This is a genomic window from Cellulosimicrobium sp. NPDC057862, assembly GCF_042797035.1.
Classification (GTDB): domain Bacteria; phylum Actinomycetota; class Actinomycetes; order Actinomycetales; family Cellulomonadaceae; genus Cellulosimicrobium.
On the sequence record NZ_JBHVMH010000002.1, the window covers coordinates 484,505 to 503,225 of the forward strand.

The 18,721-nt window shown below is 76.3% G+C and carries 14 protein-coding genes and 2 riboswitches; of the genes, 9 read left to right on the top strand and 5 right to left on the bottom strand.

Annotation, left to right across the window (positions count from 1 at the left end; genetic code table 11):
- Nucleotides 1–12 precede the first annotated feature (12 nt).
- Nucleotides 13–1,383: a 3-oxoacyl-ACP reductase gene (locus tag ACFVN3_RS04820; RefSeq protein WP_378231103.1), complete on the top strand. Its 1,371-nt coding sequence runs from the start codon at nucleotides 13–15 to the stop codon at nucleotides 1,381–1,383.
- Entirely contained in the window at nucleotides 1,380–2,480 is a 1,101-nt protein-coding gene (locus ACFVN3_RS04825) for a MaoC/PaaZ C-terminal domain-containing protein (RefSeq protein ID WP_378231105.1), read from the top strand. Before ACFVN3_RS04820 ends, ACFVN3_RS04825 begins: the two co-directional genes overlap by 4 nt.
- A gap of 109 nt (nucleotides 2,481–2,589) precedes the next feature.
- Here the strand turns inward: ACFVN3_RS04825 and ACFVN3_RS04830 are convergent, their stop codons facing one another.
- Nucleotides 2,590–3,180 carry a GNAT family N-acetyltransferase gene (locus ACFVN3_RS04830; RefSeq protein WP_378231107.1) on the bottom strand — a complete coding sequence of 197 codons (591 nt, stop codon included), beginning with the start codon at nucleotides 3,178–3,180 and terminating at the stop codon, nucleotides 2,590–2,592.
- A 92-nt stretch (nucleotides 3,181–3,272) separates the two neighbouring features.
- Here ACFVN3_RS04830 and ACFVN3_RS04835 point away from each other — a divergent pair, with 92 nt between their 5' ends.
- Nucleotides 3,273–3,446 (top strand): CsbD family protein, encoded by a 174-nt coding sequence (locus tag ACFVN3_RS04835; RefSeq protein WP_378231109.1) that lies wholly within the window; start codon nucleotides 3,273–3,275, stop codon nucleotides 3,444–3,446.
- Between the two features lie 73 nt (nucleotides 3,447–3,519).
- On the opposite strand, the gene ACFVN3_RS04840 is transcribed toward ACFVN3_RS04835, so the two are convergent.
- The 3 genes from ACFVN3_RS04840 to ACFVN3_RS04850 form a co-directional block, all read right to left on the bottom strand.
- On the bottom strand, nucleotides 3,520–4,167 hold the full coding sequence (locus ACFVN3_RS04840) for a GNAT family N-acetyltransferase (protein ID WP_378231111.1): 648 nt from the start codon (nucleotides 4,165–4,167) through the stop codon (nucleotides 3,520–3,522).
- Nucleotides 4,168–4,281: 114 nt separating this feature from the next.
- The gene (locus tag ACFVN3_RS04845) at nucleotides 4,282–5,718 is read right to left on the bottom strand and encodes an aminotransferase class V-fold PLP-dependent enzyme (protein ID WP_378231113.1); all 1,437 of its coding nucleotides are present in this window, start codon (nucleotides 5,716–5,718) and stop codon (nucleotides 4,282–4,284) included.
- Between the two features lie 35 nt (nucleotides 5,719–5,753).
- Nucleotides 5,754–5,869, bottom strand: a riboswitch (SAM riboswitch).
- A gap of 45 nt (nucleotides 5,870–5,914) precedes the next feature.
- Entirely contained in the window at nucleotides 5,915–6,439 is a 525-nt protein-coding gene (locus ACFVN3_RS04850; protein ID WP_378231115.1) for a hypothetical protein, read from the bottom strand.
- A gap of 192 nt (nucleotides 6,440–6,631) precedes the next feature.
- Nucleotides 6,632–6,738, top strand: a riboswitch (SAM riboswitch).
- Nucleotides 6,739–6,745: 7 nt separating this feature from the next.
- Here ACFVN3_RS04850 and ACFVN3_RS04855 point away from each other — a divergent pair.
- The 6 genes from ACFVN3_RS04855 (at nucleotide 6,746) to recD (ending at nucleotide 18,582) form a co-directional block, all read left to right on the top strand.
- A complete protein-coding gene (locus ACFVN3_RS04855) occupies nucleotides 6,746–7,237 on the top strand; it encodes a rhodanese-like domain-containing protein (RefSeq protein ID WP_378231117.1) in 492 nt (163 codons plus the stop codon).
- Nucleotides 7,234–8,484 (top strand): O-succinylhomoserine sulfhydrylase, encoded by a 1,251-nt coding sequence (locus tag ACFVN3_RS04860; protein ID WP_378216202.1) that lies wholly within the window; start codon nucleotides 7,234–7,236, stop codon nucleotides 8,482–8,484. Before ACFVN3_RS04855 ends, ACFVN3_RS04860 begins: the two co-directional genes overlap by 4 nt.
- A 148-nt stretch (nucleotides 8,485–8,632) precedes the next feature.
- Nucleotides 8,633–9,370, top strand: a complete 738-nt coding sequence (locus ACFVN3_RS04865) for a class I SAM-dependent methyltransferase (RefSeq protein WP_378231119.1) — start codon at nucleotides 8,633–8,635, stop codon at nucleotides 9,368–9,370.
- A gap of 151 nt (nucleotides 9,371–9,521) precedes the next feature.
- Complete coding sequence (gene recC / locus ACFVN3_RS04870) at nucleotides 9,522–12,965, top strand: exodeoxyribonuclease V subunit gamma (protein WP_378231397.1); 3,444 nt, start codon at nucleotides 9,522–9,524, stop codon at nucleotides 12,963–12,965.
- On the top strand, nucleotides 12,962–16,534 hold the full coding sequence (locus ACFVN3_RS04875) for a UvrD-helicase domain-containing protein (protein WP_378231121.1): 3,573 nt from the start codon (nucleotides 12,962–12,964) through the stop codon (nucleotides 16,532–16,534). The genes recC and ACFVN3_RS04875 overlap by 4 nt, the downstream gene beginning before the upstream one ends.
- On the top strand, nucleotides 16,531–18,582 hold the full coding sequence (gene recD, locus ACFVN3_RS04880) for an exodeoxyribonuclease V subunit alpha (RefSeq protein WP_378231123.1): 2,052 nt from the start codon (nucleotides 16,531–16,533) through the stop codon (nucleotides 18,580–18,582). Before ACFVN3_RS04875 ends, recD begins: the two co-directional genes overlap by 4 nt.
- Here recD and ACFVN3_RS04885 read toward each other — a convergent pair.
- Nucleotides 18,558–18,680 (bottom strand): hypothetical protein, encoded by a 123-nt coding sequence (locus ACFVN3_RS04885; protein ID WP_378231125.1) that lies wholly within the window; start codon nucleotides 18,678–18,680, stop codon nucleotides 18,558–18,560. The genes recD and ACFVN3_RS04885 overlap by 25 nt on opposite strands.
- Between the last annotated feature and the right edge of the window lie 41 nt (nucleotides 18,681–18,721).

Below are 18,721 nucleotides of genomic sequence, written 5' to 3' on the forward strand. Positions count from 1 at the left end.
AGAGGAACCACCGTGACCGACTCCTACGTCCAGGCCGTCAACTCCGGCTTCACGAAGACGCTCGCCAAGAAGCTGGGCCTACCCCGCCCGGCGGTCCTGCGCCGCTTCCGCGCGGGCGACCCGCTCACCGTCGGGCCCGTGCTCGTGCTCGGCGGCACGCCCGGCGTGCGCGACGACGCCGACCGCGTGGCCGAGGCCCTGCTCGCCTGGGACCTCGACGTCCGCCAGACCCCGGACGACACGACCCGCTGGGGTGCGGTCGTCGTCGTGCTCAGCGGGATCGAGCGTCCTGAGGACGCGTCCGCGCCCGTCCTGGCGCTCTCCGCCACGCTGCGCCGCCTCGCGCCCAACGGCCGCGTCGTGACGATCTCGCGCGCCCCCGCCGACACGGACTCCCCCGAGCTCGCCGCCGCCCGCGAGGGCGTCGACGGGTTCCTGCGCTCCGTCGCCAAGGAGCTCCGCTACGGCGCGACCGGCAACGGCATCCAGGTGACCGACGACGCCCCGGTCGACAGCGTGAGCGTCCTCGCCGCGCTCCGCTTCCTCCTGTCCGCCCGGTCTGCCTTCGTCGACGGGCAGGTGCTGCGGGTCGGCGCGCCCGTCGCCGACGTCGGCGTGACGGGCACGTACTGGGACCAGCCGCTCGCCGGAAAGGTCGCTGTCGTCACGGGCGCGGCGCGCGGCATCGGTGCGCAGGTCGCGCGGACGCTCGCGCGCGACGGCGCGAAGGTCGTCGTGGTCGACGTGCCCGCGGCGGGCGAGGCGCTCGCCACGGTCGCGAACGAGATCAAGGGCACGGCGCTCCAGCTCGACGTGACCGCCGACGACGCGGGCGCGCGCATCCTCGAGCACGCCCGCGCGCGGCACGGCGGGCTCGACGTCCTGGTGCACAACGCGGGGATCCTGCGCGACAAGCTGCTCGCCAACATGTCCGCGGACAAGTGGGACGCCGTGATCGCGGTGAACCTCGCCGCGCAGCTCCGGATCACGGAGTACCTGCTCGGCGCGAACGGGTTCTCCTCCGCGCCGCGCATCGTGTCGCTCGCGTCGACGAGCGGCATCGCGGGCAACCGCGGCCAGGCGAACTACGCGTTCTCGAAGGCCGGCGTCATCGGGCACACGCGCGCGTTCGCGCGCCTGCTCGCGGCGCCGGGCGGGCCGGGCGGCACGGCGAACGCCGTCGCGCCGGGGTTCATCGAGACGGACATGACGGCGTCGATCCCGTTCGTCCAGCGCGAGGTCGCGCGCCGGGTCGCGTCGCTCCAGCAGGGCGGCCAGCCCGTGGACGTGGCCGAGGCGATCGCGTTCCTCGCGTCGCCGGGTGCCGCCGGCGTGAACGGGCAGGTGCTGCGCGTGTGCGGGCAGAACGTGGTGGGCCGGTGACGGCGCCCGACGGCGTCGGGCCCGCACCCCGGTCGGGCGCGCCCGACCGGGTCGAGACCCTGCCCGCGATCCCCGGGCTCGGTGGCCTGTACGTGCGCGGGCTCGCGGCGTCGGGCCGGATCGCGGCGGCGCACCGCTTCCCCACGGGCGGCGGGCGTCGTGACCTGGAGCTGCCGGAGGTCACGTACCGCGTCGCAGGCGTGCCGACGGGCGACGACGCCGCGCCCGACCACGTGGGCAGCGCCGCGCACCTCGCGCGGTACGCACGCCTCGTGGGCGAGGCCCCGTCGGAGGTGCTGCCCGCCGGATACCTGCACGTGCTCGGGTTCCCGCTCGCGACGGCCGTCATGGTCCGGACCGACTTCCCTCTCCCGCTGCTCGGCATGGTGCACCTCGCGAACTCGGTGTCCGTGCTGCGTCCGGTGCGGCTCGGGGACACGCTCGAGGTGCGTGCCTGGGCCGAGGGGCTGCGTCCGCACCGGCGCGGGGTCCGGGTGGACCTCGTGACGGAGGTCTCCGTCGAGCGCACGGACGAGGAGCGCGCGTCCGGGAGCGGTCTGTCGGCGACGACGCCCGCCTACCGAGGGGTCTCGACGTACCTCGCGAAGGGCGTCACGCTCCCGGGCGGCCCGACGGGCGACGATGCCACGGCGGCGTCGGGCACGGAGGCGTTCGTCGCCCCGCTCCCGACGGCGCGCTGGACGCTCGGCGCGGGGACCGGTCGCGCGTACGCGGCCGTCTCCGGCGACCGGAACCCCATCCACACGTCGGGGCTCGGCGCCAAGGCGTTCGGGTTCCCGCGCGCCATCGCGCACGGCATGTACACGGCCGCGCGCGCGCTCGCCGAGGCGGGACCGCGCCGCGGCGACACGTACGACTGGACGGTGTCCTTCGCGAAGCCCGTCCTGCTGCCGAGCACGGTCGACGTCGCGCTGCGCCCCGCGGGCGACGTGCCCGCCCTGGTGCGGGACGCCGTCGGGCAGGTCACCCCTGCCGTGCCCGACGGTGCGGGCGACCCGACGACGGGCGTCGTCTACCAGGCGTGGGACGGCAAGGGCCGGTTGCACCTCTCGGGCCGGGTCACGCCGCGCCCCTGACCACCCCCGGCCCCGCTGCCAAACACGGGGTTGGTGTCGTTCTCGAGCGAAGAGCGACACCAACCCCGTGTTCGACGCCGCGCAGGCTCGTTCTCGGCGAGCCGACCGCCTACGCGAGGCGCGCGAGCAGGCCGTCGCGGACGGTCGGCCACTCGTCGAGCAGGATCGAGAAGTAGGCGGTGTCCTGGCGCGACCCGTCGGGTGCGACGCGGTGGCTGCGGAGCACGCCCTCGGGCACGGCGCCCAGGCGCCGGATCGCGCCGATGGACCGGCTGTTGCGGGCGTCCGCGCGCAGCGCGACGCGCGCGACGTCGAGGTCCTCGAACGCGTGGCGCAGCAGCAGGTACTTGCACGCGGGGTTGGTCACGCCGCCCCACCACGGGCGCGCGTAGAACGTCGAGCCGAGCTCGACCCTGCCCTGCGAGGGCACCCACTCGTAGAGCGACGTCGATCCGCGGACGACCTCCGCGCCGTCGGACGCGCCGTCCGCCGCTGGACCGACCACGGCGAACGCGAGCCGACCGGGGGCGGCGACAGCGTCGCGGACGTACCCGGCCATCGCGTCCGTCCCGCTGGGCACGCGGCTCGACATGCCGGCCCAGATGCCGTCGTCGACGAGCGCGCCGAGCGCGGGGGCGTGGCTCTCGTCGAGCGGGACGAGGCGGACGCCGAAGTCTTCGAGGGTGGTGTCGTGCTGCACCCGCACATCCCACCACACGCGGGGTGCGCGACCGCGTGCGAGTGACCCGACCCGTGCCTACGGTCGAGCACGCACCGACGAGAGGAGCACTCATGGGACTGGGAGACAAGGCCAAGCACGCCGCCGAGGAGGCAGGGGGCAAGCTCAAGGAGGGCGCGGGCAAGCTCACGGGCAACGAGCGGCTCGAGGCCGAGGGCAAGGCCGACCAGGCGAAGGCCGACCTCAAGCAGGCGGGCGACGACGTGAAGGACGCGTTCGACAAGTAGCCCGGCACGTCCCCGGCTCGCGAGGGCCCCGCTCCGGCGGGGCCCTCGCCGTGCGTCCGAGCGGTGCGCGGGTCTACGACGCCGCGAGCGGCAACGGGATCGGCTGGTGCGGCGGGGCGAGCACGGGCACGACGCGCGGCGCGTTGATCCGTTCCAGCAGCCCGACCTCGACGGTGGGCCACTCGGGCGCGAGGATCGAGAACATGACGGAGTCGGCGCGCGTCCCGTCGGGCGCGGTGCGGTGGCCGCGCATGACGCCCTCCTCGTACGCCCCGAGCCGGCGCATGGCCCCGAGCGAGCGCGTGTTGCGCGTGTCGACGCGGAAGCCGACGCGGTGCACGTCCCACGTCTCGAACGCGTGCCGCAGCAGCAGCCACTTGGTCACGGGGTTGACGAGGCTCCCCCACGTGGAGCGGGCGTAGAACGTCCGGCCGACCTCGACCCGGCGGTCGACGAGGGACAGGTCGCGGAAAGCCGTGCTGCCGAGCACGTCGCCGACGGACCCGTCGGGTCCGGCGGCGCGCACGACGAAGCCCGTCAGGTCGGGCGCGGCGCGCGTCGCGGCCACCAGCTCGGCCATCCCCGCGACCCCGAAGGGCATGGGGATGCTCATGCCTGACCACATCGCCTCGTCGACGAGGCCGGCCAGTGTCTCAGCGTGCTCCAGGGCCAACGGTTCCAGGCGGAATCCGTGCCCCGAGAGGACGACGTCGTGCAGCACAGCGCATATCAGAGCACACGCGGACGACGCCGCCAAGAGGGTCCGGCGACGTCGTGGACAACGCTCGTCGACGGCCCGGTGAACGGCTGTCCCGGCGGTCCCGCCGGCGCCGGGTCAGACGGCGGGGCCGCACCCCGCGGCGTCGGCGAGGAACCCCGCCGCGGCGGTCGCGAAGAGACCCTCGAGACCGGACCCCACGGGCACGGGGCGCGGGTCGTCGGCCACGGCCCAGCAGCCGTCGACGACCTCGTACCGCGTCGCAGGACCGTGCGCCACGTACGACCGCACGGCCTCGACGAGCCGGACGACGTCCGCACCCGTCGTCCCGACGCCGACGGACGCGCGGATCGCGCCCGCGTCGTACCCGAGACGCGCGAGCAGCGGGTGGGCGCAGAAGCGGCCGTCGCGCACGCCGATGCCGTGCTCGGCGGAGAGGTACGCGGCGACGAGGCCGGGGTCGTGACCCTCGACGGAGAACGTGACGACCCCGACCGGGTCGACGGCGTCCTCCCAGACCCGCACGACCCGCACGCTCGGGACCGCCTCCAGCCCGGCGACGAGCGCGGCGCGCAGCGTCGCCTCGTGCGCGTGGAGGTCCGCCGGGTCGAGCGCCGCGAGCGCGTCGCACGCCGCCGCGAGCGCCGCAGCACCCACGACGTTGGGCGACCCGGCCTCGTGACGCGCGGGCGCCGTCTGCCACTGCGTCCCCGTGACGGCGACCTGGCGCACCGCACCGCCGCCGGCGAGGTAGGGCGTGCCCGCGTCGAGCCAGTCGCGACGACCCACGAGCGCGCCCGCGCCGAACGGCGCATACGTCTTGTGGCCGGAGAACGCGACGTAGTCGACGCCCGAGTCGGCGAGCGAGAACCCGCGGTGCGGGACGAGCTGGGCGCCGTCGAGCACGACGCGCGCCCCGGCGTCGTGCGCGATCCGCACGACGTCCGCGACGGGCAGCGACTCGCCCGTGACGTTCGACGCGCCGGTCACCGCGACCAGGGCGTACGGGAAGCGCGCGAGCTCGGTGCGCAGGCCGGACAACGTCTCCGCGACGGACGCACCGCCGGCGAGGACCGTCGCACCGCCCGCGCGCTGCCACGGCAGGAGGTTCGCGTGGTGCTCGACGTCGAGGACGAGCACGCGTCCAGGCGTCCCGTCCGCGTTCGCCGGGACGCAGCCCGCGAGCAGGTTGAGCGAGTCGGTCGTGTTGCGCGTGACGACCGTGACGTCGTCCTCGCGCGCGCCGACGAACGCGCCGATCGTGCGTCGCGACGCCTCGTAGAGCGCCGTCGAGACCTGCGACAGGTAGCCCGCGCCGCGGTGCACGCTCGCGTAGAGCGGGAGCACCTCGGTCACACGGTCCGCCACGGAGCGAAGCGCCGGGGCCGAGGCCGCGACGTCGAGGTTCGCGTACGGGACGCTGCGGCCGTCGACGAGCGGGACGAGCGTGTCCGCGCCGACGACGGGCAGGAGCGCGGGCGCGTCGACGAGCGCCGCGAGGTCGGGGGCCTCCGCGACCTCGGTCGGACACGAGACGTCGGCGAGAGCAGTCATGGCACAGTCCTCCGAGGGCGGTCCGGGGACCGTGATCCCCGCGCTTGCCGCGCGCCGGTCGGCGTACGGCCTGGTCGTCACCCGGGGCACCCCGCCGCGAGAGGAGGGTTGCCGGCCAGCAAACCGGGGTTTCACGCTGGCACTCATGACCTGCGTCCCAGGATGTGCGCGGGGGACGCACCGTGTCAACCGGTGGTCAGGGCGTCTCGGATGGCGGGACGCAGTCCACGGGTAGGTCGAGGCGCCACCCGGACTCGTCGACCGCGAACGCGTCGAGCACCTCGCCGGTCCGCGCGTCGAGCACGACGACGGAGTCGGGCGGCCACTCGGCCGGGTCTCCCGGTGGCGCCTGCGGAGGACGCTGGAGCCGCGCGCCGCTCGCGTGGGCCTCGACGACCTCACCGGTGCGCGTGCTCGCCAGCACGACCTCGGGGTGCGCGTCGGCGTAGGCGTCGCACGCCTCGCCGTTGCCGTCCGAGCTCCACCAGCCCTCGTACCCTCCGACGACGAGGTCCGCCAGGTCGACCGGCTCGCCGGTCTCCACGGCGAGGGCGCTGTCGGGCGGGAGAGACGGGACGAGGTCCTCGTCGGGTTCGACCTGGACGACCCGCGGCCGCTCGGCGGGCAGCCCGGGGTCTGCCCCCACGACGTCCACCTCGGCCACCGCCCGCGGTGCGTCCTCGCCCTCGGGCGCCGTCCACAGCAGGACGACACCCACCACGACCGCTCCTCCGACCACGGCCGCGCCCACCGCACGTCCTCGCCCGATCCGCATCGATCCCCCTGCCCACCGGGACCCCCGCCCGGCCGCGCGGCCACGCTAGCGCGACCGTCCGACGTCGGGCACCCCGCCCGCGGGCCGCTCGGCGAGACGGGCGTTCCGCGCGTCGGACACGTGGCGTACGATCCCGAGCAACCATCCGGAGCGGCCGAGTGACGTGGCACGTCGACGCCGCAGCAACCCCCCGGTCCGTCGCGAGACGGTCGGGCGCAGGGTGCTACTGCCACGATCGATGGAGGAGGACTCATGAGCGACCAGTCCCAGCAGACGTCGGCACCCGGGGCGGCACTGCCCGATGCCCGGCCCGCCGTCGGCTACGCCGGCGACATCACCCCCCAGCAGGCGTGGGACCTGCTGACGAGCGACGAGCGCGCCGTGCTCGTGGACGTCCGCACCGAGGGTGAGTGGCGCACCATCGGCGTGCCCGACGCCACGGACCTCGACCGCGACGTCGTGTTCGACGAGTGGGTGACCCCGGCCGGGCCCAACCCGCGCTTCGTGGACCAGCTCGTCGAGGCGGGCCTCACCCCCGGCGACGAGCGCCCCGTCGTGTTCCTGTGCCGCTCGGGCCAGCGCTCGATCGGCGCCGCGCGCGCTGCCACGGCCGCGGGGCTCGGGCCGTCGTACAACGTGCTCGAGGGCTTCGAGGGCGCCCAAGGCTTCTCGGGCCTGCGCGACGTCGAGGGCTGGAAGGTCCGCGGCCTGCCCACGACGACCTACGACGAGGCGGCCCGGTGAGCGCCGCGCAGCCCGGGAGCGTGCCGGGCGGCTCCGGCCGCAAGCCGCTGCCCGCGAGCGCTCGCCCCGCGACGCTCGCCGTGCGCGGCGGGCACCACCGCACGGAGTTCCAGGAGACCTCCGAGGCGCTGTTCCTCACCCAGGGCTACACCTACGACCGCGCCGCCGACGCCGAGGCCGCGTTCAAGGGCGAGCTCGACCGGTTCGTCTACTCGCGCTACGGCAACCCGACGGTGCACGCGTTCGAGGAGCGCCTGCGCCTGCTCGAGGGCGCAGAGGCCTGCTACGCGACGGCGTCCGGCATGTCCGCGGTCTTCACGTCGCTCGCCGCGCTCGTGGGTTCCGGGTCGCGGATCGTCGCGGCCCGCGCGCTGTTCGGGTCGAGCATCGTCATCTTCGACGAGATCTTCGCCAAGTGGGGCGTGCGGACCGACTACGTCGACGGGCACGTGCTCTCCCAGTGGGAGGAGGCGCTGTCCACGCCGGCGGACGTCGTGTTCTTCGAGACGCCGTCCAACCCCATGCAGGACATCGTCGACGCGCGGCGCGTGAGCGAGCTCGCGCACGCCGCCGGCGCAGTGGTCGTGCTCGACAACGTGTTCGCGACGCCGCTGCTGCAGAAGCCGCTCGAGCTCGGGGCGGACGTCGTCGTGTACTCGGCGACCAAGCACATCGACGGCCAGGGCCGGGTGCTCGGCGGCGCGATCCTCGGGACCGAGGAGTACGTCAACGGGCCCGTGCAGACGTTCATCCGGAACACCGGGCCGTCGCTCTCGGCGTTCAACGCGTGGGTCCTGCTCAAGGGGCTCGAGACGCTGCCCGTGCGCGTCGCCGCGCAGAACGCCGCGGCGGCGCAGGTCGCCGAGGCGCTGGAGCAGCTTCCCGGGATCGGGCGCGTGCGCTACCCGTTCCTCGCGTCGCACCCGCAGCGCGAGCTCGCGCAGTCGCAGCAGAGCGGCGGCGGCACGGTCGTGACGTTCGACCTCGCCGTCCCGGAGGGCACCGACCCCGAGACCGCGAAGAAGCGCGCGTTCACGTTCCTCGACGCGCTCCAGGTCGTCGACATCTCGAACAACCTCGGCGACGCCAAGTCGCTCGTCACCCACCCCGCCACGACCACGCACCGCAAGCTCGGCCCCGAGGGCCGCGCCGCCGTCGGGATCGCGGAGACGACGGTGCGCCTGTCGGTGGGCCTGGAAGACCCGCTCGACGTCATCGAGGACGTGGAGCAGGCGCTCAACGCCTGACTCTCCTCGCGCCGACCATGTGGTTGTGGCCCGTCCCGACGCCGGGACGGGCCACAACAGCATGGTCGGCGGGCAGCGGGGGCAGGGTCGGTGCGGTGTGCGTGGGAAAGACGTGGACCGGTCGCACCGACCCTCCTAGCGTCGGAGGGTGCCTGACGCGATCTTCGACGACCCTCGACTCGCCGCCCTCTACGACCCGCTCGACCCGGACCGCTCCGACCTCGACGTCTACGCGGCGATCGTCGACGAGCTCGGCGCGCGCCGGGTGCTCGACGTCGGGTGCGGCACCGGGACGTTCGCGTGCCTCCTGGCACGGCGCGGGATCGACGTCGTGGGCGTCGACCCCGCGGGCGCGTCGCTCGACGTCGCCCGCACCAAGCCGGGCGCCGGCCGCGTGCGTTGGCTGCACGGCGACGCGACCACGCTCCCGCCGCTCCGGGTCGACCTCGCGACCATGACGGCGAACGTCGCCCAGGTGTTCCTCACCGACGACGCGTGGGCCACGACCCTGCGGGGCATCGGCTCCGCCCTCGTGCCGGGCGGCCACCTCGTGTTCGAGACGCGCGATCCCGCGCGCCGGGCGTGGGAGGGGTGGACCCGCGAGGCGACGGCCACGCGCGTGGACGTGCCCGACGTCGGGCCGGTCGAGTCCTGGACCGACCTCACCGACGTGTCGCTCCCCTTCGTGTCTTTCCACGACACGACCGTGCTGCCCGACGGCACCACGCTGCACTCCGACTCGACGCTCCGCTTCCGCGAGCGCGCCGAGATCGAGGCGTCCCTGGTGGCGTCCGGGTTCGAGCTCGTGGACGTCCGTGACGCGCCCGACCGTCCCGGCCGGGAGTGGGTGTTCGTCGCGCGGCGCGCCGACCCGGCCGTCGGGTGAGGCCCACAGCCCGTCGCCGTGCTCGGAGAGCTCTGTGGACGACGGTTCGACGGTGTGGGACGCACCTCGTAGATTCCTCGTAGCGCTCGGTCACCGGCCCGGCGCGAGACCACGCCCGACCACCACCGACAGGGGTCCGCTGTTGCTGCACGTGCACCGCTCCGAGCGTGCCGAGGCGCTCGTGGCGCCGCTCGCCGCCGTGCTCGCCGAGGCACCGGAGGACCCGTTCACGCCGGACGTCGTGGCCGTGCCGACGCGCGGGGTCGAGCGGTGGCTCGCGCAGCGGCTGTCGCACCACCTGGGTGCGGGCGAGACGTCGGGCATCTGCGCGAACGTCGACTTCCGTGGGCCGCGCCGGCTCGTGGAGCAGGTCGTCGCGGACCTCACCGACCTCGACCCCGACGACGACCCCTGGCGCCCCGAGCGGCTCGCCTGGTCCGTGCTCGAGGTGCTCGACGCGCACCTCGCCGAGCCGTGGGCGGCGCCGCTCGCCCGGTACGTCGGCGACCCGGGCGACGAGGTGCGCCGAGGGCGACGGCTGACTCTGGCGCGCCGGCTCGCGGACCTGCTCGTCGACTACGCGCGGCAGCGGCCCGAGGTCGTGCTCGCGTGGTCGCCCCCGTCGCCGGGGACCGGCGACACCCCGGACGACCTCGCGTGGCAGCCCGAGCTCTGGCGGCGCCTCGTCGACCGCGTCCCGGCCACGGACCCGGCGCGGCGCGTGGAGGAGGCGGTCGCCGCGCTGCGCGCCGACCCCGCGGCCGTGGACCTCCCGCCGCGGCTGTCCGTGTTCGGTCCGACGCGGCTGCCGGAGGACGAGCTCCGCGTCCTGCGTGCGCTCGCCGAGCACCGCGACGTCCACCTGTGGCTCGTGCACCCCTCGCCCGCGCTGTGGGACAAGGTCGCGGCGTACGACGGCGGCCCCGCCACGAGCGACGACGTCGCCGACGATGCCACCCCGGACGACGCGGGCGCCCGACGTCGCGCGGACCTGCCCACGCTCGCCCGGCACCCGTTCCTCGCGTCGACCGGTCGTGACGCGGTCGAGCTGCAGCTCCGGCTCGCCGGGGGCGGCGTGGTGCACGAGACCCGCCACGAGGCCGCGCCCACGCCGCCGACGCTGCTCGGCGCGCTGCAGGGCGCCCTCCGCACGGACACGCCGGACGGGACCCACGTCGTCGACCCCGCCGACCGGTCGGTCCAGGTGCTCGCGTGCCACGGCCGGGCGCGGCAGGTCGAGGTCCTGCGGGAGACGCTCGTCGGCCTGTTCTCGGCCGACCCCACGCTCCAGGCGCGCGACGTCATCGTGCTGTGCCCGGACGTCGAGACGTTCGCCCCGCTCGTCACGGCGACGTTCGGCGCGGTCCCCGAGCTCGGCGAGGACGCGCACCCGGGCCAGCGCCTGCGGGTCAGCCTCGCCGACCGCGGCGCCGGGACGACCAACCCCGTGCTCGCGCTGCTCGCCACGCTGCTGCGACTCGCCGACGGCCGGGTCACGGCGTCGGAGGTGCTCGACCTCGCCGCGAGCGCGCCGGTCCGCCGCCGGTTCCGGTTCTCCGACGACGACGTGGACCGCCTGCGCCAGTGGGCCGTCGAGGCGGGCGTGCACTGGGGCGAGGACGGCGAGCGGCGCGCGCGGTTCGGGATCGACGGGCACGTGCGGCAGGGCACGTGGGACGCGGCGCTCGACCGCCTCCTGCTCGGCGCGGCGATGGCCGACGAGGACGCGCGGTTCGTCGGTCCGGCGCTGCCGCTCGACGACGTCGGCTCGACCGACGTGGACCTCGCGGGCCGCCTCGCCGAGCTCGTCGCGCGGCTGACGGAGACACTGCGCGCGCTCGACGGGGTGCACCCGCTCGCGCACTGGCTCGACGCGCTCGACCGCGCGCTCACGATGCTCGCCGAGGCGCCGCCCACGGAGGCGTGGCAGATCGGCTCCGCCCGCCGTGTGCTGGGCGACGTGCGCGCGGCAGGCGCGGCGCACGGCGGGGTCGCGCTGCGGCTCGCGGACGTGCGCGCGCTGCTCGACGACCGCCTCGCGGGACGGCCGACCCGCGCCGGGTTCCGCACGGGCGCGCTCACCGTGTGCTCGCTCGAGCCGATGCGCTCGGTGCCGCACCGGGTGGTGTGCCTCCTGGGCCTCGACGACGGTGTGTTCCCCCGCACCGCGGCGCCCGCGGGTGACGACCTGCTCGCGCGGCACCCGGAGATCGGCGAGCGCGACGCGCGCAGCGAGGACCGGCAGATCTTCCTCGACGCCGTCGCCGCGGCGGGCGACCACCTCGTCGTCGTGCACACGGGCGCCGACGAGCGCACCGGCGCCGCCCGGCCGCCCGCGGTCCCCGTCGCGGAGCTGCTCGACGCGCTCGACCGCGTGGCGACGACGGTCGACGGCCGCCCGGCGCGCGAGCACGTGGTCGTGCAGCACCCGCTCCAGACCGTGGACGAGCGCAACTTCGTCCCGGGTGCCCTGGGCGTGCCCGGGCCGTTCAGCCACGACGACGCCGCGCTCGCCGGGGCCCGTGCCCTGCACCGCGGGCGCCGGCCCGTCGGGGCGCTCGTCGGCGCACCGCTCGACCTCCCCGCGGACGGCGCGGGCGGCGCCGGGTCGCCGGGCGCGCCGGCCGACGTCGAGCTCGACGACCTGGTCCGACTGCTGGAGAACGCGCCGAGGTGGTTCGCCCAGCACACGCTCGACGTGGGCCTCGTGCTGGAGGAGGACGACGTCGAGGACCGCCTCCCGCTCGCGCTCACCGGGCTCTCCGGCTGGGGCGTGGGCGACCGCGTGCTGCGGGCCGCGCTCTCGGGTGTCGACCCGAACCGGGCGATGCAGGCCGAGTGGCGCCGGGGCCAGGTCCCGCCGCGCGAGCTGGGGCGCTCGGCGCTGCAGGAGGTGGTCCGCGCCGTCGGCCCGCTGCGCGTCACCGCCGTGGGGGCCGCGCGCGAGGCCGACCTCGCCGCCGGTCGCCCGGTGAGCCAGGACGTGCTGAGCTCGGCCGAGACGGTCGACGTCCGCGCCGTGCTGCCCGACGGCCGCACGCTCGTCGGGAGCGTCCCCGGCGTGCACGGCGCGCGCGTCGTCCGCACCGAGTACTCCCGCCTCGGGCCCAAGCACCGGCTGCGCGCGTGGGTCCAGGCGCTCGCGCTCACGGCGAGCGACCCGGGTCGCCCGTGGGACGCCGTCGCGATCGGTCGCTCGTCCCGGGGGCCGGGCGTCGCCTGGTCGACGCTCACGCCGCCGGACCGGGACATAGCGGTGCGGGTCCTCGCCGACCTCGTGGCGCTGCGCGACGAGGCGGCGCGCGAGCCGCTGCCGGTGCTCCCCGAGGTGTCGCTGCGCTACACCGAGGAACGGAGCACGAGCGACGCGCGCGACGCCCTGATGCGCGCCGGCTGGGCGTGGAACAAGGGCTTCGAGCGCAAGGACCCGTACGTCGTCCTCGCGTGGGGCCAGGACCCCGCCCTCCCCGACGTCGCGGGGCTCGCCACCACGGTCGACCTGGGCCGATTCCCCGACGACCCGACCCGCCTCGGCGCGCTCGCGCGCCGCGTGTGGGAGCCCCTGCTGGAGAACGAGCTGCGAGGTGCCCGGTGAACGGCGCGACGTCCCGGACCCCGACGGACGGTGCCGCCCCGCACGGCGACGTGGCGAGGAGCGGCACCCCTCGGCGCTTCGACCCGTTCGGCGAGCTGCCGACCGGGACGGTCGTGCTCGAGGCGAGCGCCGGCACGGGCAAGACCCACACGATCGCGACCCTCACGACGAGGTACGTCGCCGAGGGCGTGGCGGCCCTGCCGGAGATCATGCTCGTGACCTTCGGCCGTGCCGCGACGTCGGAGCTGCGCGACCGCGTCCGCGAGCGCCTCGTCGCGACCGAGCGCGCGCTGCGCGGACCGGGTCCGGCGTCCAGCCCGGACGACCTCGTCGCGTTCCTCGCCGCGGTCGACGACGACGAGCTCGCCCGTCGCCGCGAGCGCCTGCGCGTCGCGCTGTCCCAGCTCGACGCCGCGACGATCACGACGACGCACGGCTTCTGCCAGCAGATGCTCACCGCGCTCGGCACGGCGGCGGACGTCGACCTCGCGACGAGCTTCCTGCCCGACGTCGCGGACCTCGTCGAGGAGGTCACGGACGACCTGTACGTGCGGAGGTTCGCGGACCAGCCGGAGCCGATCCTGTCGCCGCGCGACGTGCGCGACGTCGCCCGGGTGGCGGTGAGCGACCACGGGGCGGTGGTCGCGCCGTCGGACGCGGCCGAGGGGTCGGTGGCCGCGGCACGGTACGAGGCCGCGGTCGCCGCGCGCCGCGAGGTCGAGGCGCGCAAGCGCGCGATGCACCTGCTCGACTACGACGACCTGCTCGTGCTGCTGCGCCGCGCGCTGACGGACCCCGAGCACGGCGCGACGGCGGCGCGGCGGGTCCGGTCGCGGTTCCGCGTCGTGATGGTCGACGAGTTCCAGGACACCGACCCCGAGCAGTGGGAGATCCTGCGCACGGCGTTCCACGGGCATCCCGAGGAGTGCCGCACGCTCGTGCTCATCGGCGACCCCAAGCAGGCGATCTACGCCTTCCGCGGCGCGGACGTCGTGACATACCTGCGCGCGGTCGAGGACGCGGCGGACACCGCGACGCTGAGCAGGAGCTGGCGCAGCGACGGCCCGCTCCTGGCGGGCCTGCACGCCCTCCTGGGCGAGACGGCGCTCGGGGACCCGCGGATCGTCGTGCGTCCCGTCGACGCCGCCCACCCCGAGTCGCGGTTCTCGGGCGGCGCGCCGGTACGGCTGCGGCAGGTCACGCGGCGTGCCTATCGCCTGGGGGGATCGTCGGCCCCGTCAGCGCCCGACGCGCGCAGCCTGCTCGCGCAGGACGTGGCGGCGGACGTCGCGGGCCGCCTCGGGACCGCGGACGGCGGCGGCGACCGCGTGCGCGACGACGGGCTCGTGGCAGCGGGCGACGACGCGGGCGGCGTCACTGGACTGTGGCGGCCGCTCGAGCCGCGCGACGTCGCGGTGCTCACCCGGACGAACGCGCAGGCCGAGGCGGTGCGCTCCGCGCTCGTCGCGCTGGGCGTCCCCGCCGTGGTGTCGGGGCCGTCGAGCGTGTTCGGCTCGGCAGCGGCCCAGGACTGGCTCACCCTGCTCGCCGCGCTGGAGCAGCCCGGCCTGCACCGCCGCGCGACGGCGCTCGCCCTCACGCCGTTCGTGGGCTGGGACGCGCAGCGGCTCGCGACGGCCGGGGACGCGGACCACGACGAGCTCGGCGACACGGTCCGGGCCTGGGCGCGCCTGCTCGCGGACCGGGGCGTCGCCGCCGTCGCGGAGGTCGCGGCCCGGCGGGGCGCGACCGCGCGGGTCATGGCCCGGGTCGACGGCGAGCGCTACCTCACCGACCTGCGCCACGTCACGCAGGCACTGCACGAGGCCGCGGTCACCGAGGGACTCGGCACGGCCGCGCTCACCGCGTGGCTGCGCGCCCGGATCGCCGAGGTCGGCGCGGTGTTCACCGACGAGCGGACCCGCCGCCTCGAGACGGACGCCGCGGCCGTGCAGGTCGTCACGGTGCACGCCGCGAAGGGCCTGGAGTTCGGCGTCGTCTACGTCCCGTTCGGCTGGGAGCGGTTCGAGTCGGACGACCAGGAGCTGTTCGCGTTCCACGACGACCACGGGCAGCGCGTCCTGCACCTGGGCGGCGTCGGCTCCCCCGGGTTCGTGGACGCCAAGGCGCGCTGGCGTGACGAGGAGCTGGGCGAGGACCTGCGCCTGCTGTACGTCGCGCTCACGCGGGCCCGGCACCAGGTCGTCGTGCACTGGACCCCGACCAAGCGCAGCACCGGGTCCGGCCCCCTCACGCGGTTGCTCCTCGCGGACCGGATGCTCGGCGGCGAGCCCGGCCGCCACGCCCGGCCCGACGCGATGCGCGATGACGCCGTCCGGTCCGCGTTCGAGGCGCTCGCCGCGCGCTCGGGCGGGACGGTCGTCGTCGAGCAGGTCGAGAGCCGGCCGAAGGGCGCCCGCTGGTCTCCCGGGCGCCGCACCGCCTCGGACCTCGCGCTCGCGACCACCGCGCACCTTCCGGACCGCGAGTGGCGCCGCGCGTCGTACTCGGCGCTCACGGCGGCGGCGCACCACGGGCCGGTCGGCGGGATCGAGAGCGAGCCGGAGGACCCGGGCATCCAGGACGAGCCGGAGGAGTCGCCGGACGCCGACGAGACCGGTGCCGCGCCGGCCGGGGTGCCGACCGGAGCGCCGGCCATCCGTCCTGGTGCCGACGTCCCCTCGCCCTACGAGGGGCAGCCCGGCGGCACCGCGTTCGGCACCCTGGTGCACGAGATCCTCGAGTACGTCGACACGGCCGCCGACGACCTCGACGCCGAGGTGCGCGCCCGGTGCGCCCAGGCAGCGACGGTCCGCGTGCCCGGTGTGGAGCCCGTGTCGCTCGCCGCGGCGCTGGGCCTGTCGCTGCGCACCCCGCTCGGACCGATCGCGGGCGGCCTCACCCTCGCCGACGTCGACCCGCGGGACCGGCTGCCCGAGCTCGAGTTCGAGCTCCCGCTCGCGGGCGGCGACGAGACCGAGGGCGTCCGGCCCTCGACGCTGCGCGACCTCGCCGACGTCCTGCGCGCCCACCTGCCCGCCGACGACGCGTTCGCCCGCTACCCCGACCTGCTCGCGGCGCTGGCGGACGAGAGCGAGAGCCGGACGGCGGGCGGTGCCAGCGGGGTCCCGCTGCGCGGGTACCTCACCGGGTCGATCGACGCGGTGCTGCGCGTGCCCGTCGCGGGGCCGGACGGTCGTCCCGACCCCGCCGGCCGTCGTCGGTACCTCGTCGTCGACTACAAGACGAACCGCGTCGGCCCGCCCGGGGTGGCGCTCGCCGTCGGCGACTACCACCCGGACGCGACGCGCGACGCGATGCTCGCCTCGCACTACCCCCTCCAGCTCGTGCTCTACCTCGTCGCGCTGCACCGCTACCTGCGCTGGCGCGTGCAGGACTACGACCCCGACCGCGACCTCGCGGGCGGCGCCTACCTGTTCGTGCGCGGCATGGCCGGCCCCGACACCCCGACCGGTCCCGACGGCGCGCCGTACGGCGTCGTCGCCTGGACGCCGCCGCCAGGGCTCGTCGTCGCCCTGTCCGCCCTGCTCGACGGAGGTCGCGCATGACCACGGCCCCTCTCGGCGCGACGGTGCCCGCCGCGCCCCCGGCTCCTCCCGTGGACGAGGGCGACCCGCGCCTCGCCGTCGGGGTGCCCGCGTGGCTCGCCGCGTTCAACGCCGCGCGCGTGGTCTCCGCGGCCGACCTGCGCGTCGCGCTGCGGCTCGGCCGGCTCACGGGCGAGCACGACGACCGGGTGCTGCTCGCGGTCGCGCTCGCCGTCCGCGCGGTGCGCAGCGGGTCGGTGTGCGTGCGCCTGGACGACCTCGGCTCGCTCGAGCTGCCCGAGGACGAGGAGGCGGCGCGCACCGACGCCACGGACCTGCCCTGGCCGGACCGGACCGCGTGGGCGTCGGCCGTCGCGCGCAGCCCTCTCGTCGCGGCGGGCGTCGACGGGCCGGCCGACCGCCCTGCGCGCTGGGTCGGCGGCGCTCTCTACCTCGACCGGTACTGGCGCGACGAGCTCGCGGTCCGGCACGACGTCGACGGCCGGCTCGCCGCAGACGACCTGCCCGTGGACCCCGGCCGCCTCGACGCCGCGCTGTCCCGCCTCTTCCCCGCGACGGACGACACCCGGCAGCGGCTCGCCGCCGCGCACGCCGCCACGCGCCGGCTCACCGTGCTCACGGGTGGCCCGGGCACGGGCAAGACGACGACGGTCGCGCGCCTGCTCTCCGTCCTGCACGACGCCGCGCGGCCTGCCGCCGCCACCGCGTCGCCCGCCCCTGCCACCACACCTGGTCCGGACGCGTCGCTCACCCGGGACGTCGGCCTGCGCGTGGCGCTCGCCGCGCCCACGGGCAAGGCGGCCGCGCGCCTCCAGGAGGCGGTGCGCGAGGTCGTCGCCGGATTCCCGGACCCGGCCGACCGCGAGCGCGTCGGCGCCCCCGTCGCGACGACGCTGCACCGCCTGCTCGGCTACCGGCCCGGCAGCAGCACCCGGTTCCGGCACGACGCGCACCACCACCTGCCGCACGACGTGGTGGTCGTGGACGAGACGTCGATGGTCGCGCTGCCGCTCATGGCGCGGCTGCTCGAGGCGTTGCGGCCCGACGCACGGCTCGTGCTTGTCGGCGACCCCGACCAGCTCGCGTCCGTGGAGGCCGGTGCCGTGCTCGGCGACCTCGTGCACCGGGAACCGGTCACCCCGCCCGCGACGTCGGCCGTCGTGGTCGCGACGGCCGACGTCGCGCTCGCCGCGTCCCCGCCGCCGGCCGACGGCGAGGTGGACGACCGCGCCGTGCTGGGCAACGGCGTCGTGCGGCTGCGCACCGTCCACCGCCAGGACCGCGACTCCGAGATCCTGCCGCTCGCGGCCGCGATCAGGACCGGCGACGCGGAGGAGGCGCTCGCCCTGCTGCGCGCGGGCCACGGCTCGGTGGAGTTCCTCGAGACGCCCGACGACGTCCCGGACGACGCGGTGCTCGCCGCCGTGCGCGCCGACGCCGTCACGGCGGGCACGGCGCTCGTCGAGGCGGCCCGCGCGGGCGACGCCACCGCGGCCCTGGACGCCCTCGCCCGACACCGGGTCATGGTCGCGCACCGGCGCGGTCCCGCGGGTCGGGGCCGGTGGGCGGCGCAGGTCGAGGCGTGGGTCGAGGAGGCCACGGGCCACCACGCGACCGACACGCCGTGGGTCGCCGGCCGGCCGCTGCTCGTCACGACGAACGACGCCGAGGTGGGGCTCTACAACGGCGACACCGGCGTGCTCGTCGCAGAACCCGGGGGCGCCGGTGTCGTCGCCGTGTTCGGCGACCCGCGCGCCCCGCTCCGGGTGCGCACCCACCGCCTCCCGCCGGTCGAGACCGTGCACGCCATGACGGTCCACCGCGCGCAGGGCAGCCAGTTCGACCGTGTCACGCTCGTCCTGCCGCCCGCCACGTCGCCGCTGCTCACGCGCGAGCTGCTCTACACGGCGGTGACGCGCGCGCAGACGTTCGTGCGCGTCGTCGGCTCCGAGGACGCCGTCCGCACCGCGGTGAGGAGCCCGGTCCACCGGGCGAGCGGGCTGCGCACACCGCTGCCCGGCGGTCAGTCCTCCGCGCGCTCCGCCTGATCCTTCGCCCGCAGCTCCTTCATTCGGGTCCAGGGCACGAGCACGATCCAGGCGACGGACGCGATCGCGGCGCCCATGATCATCGAGGGGACGTCCATGACGACCATCCTGGCAGGCTGCCCCGGTCTCCCGGGGGAAT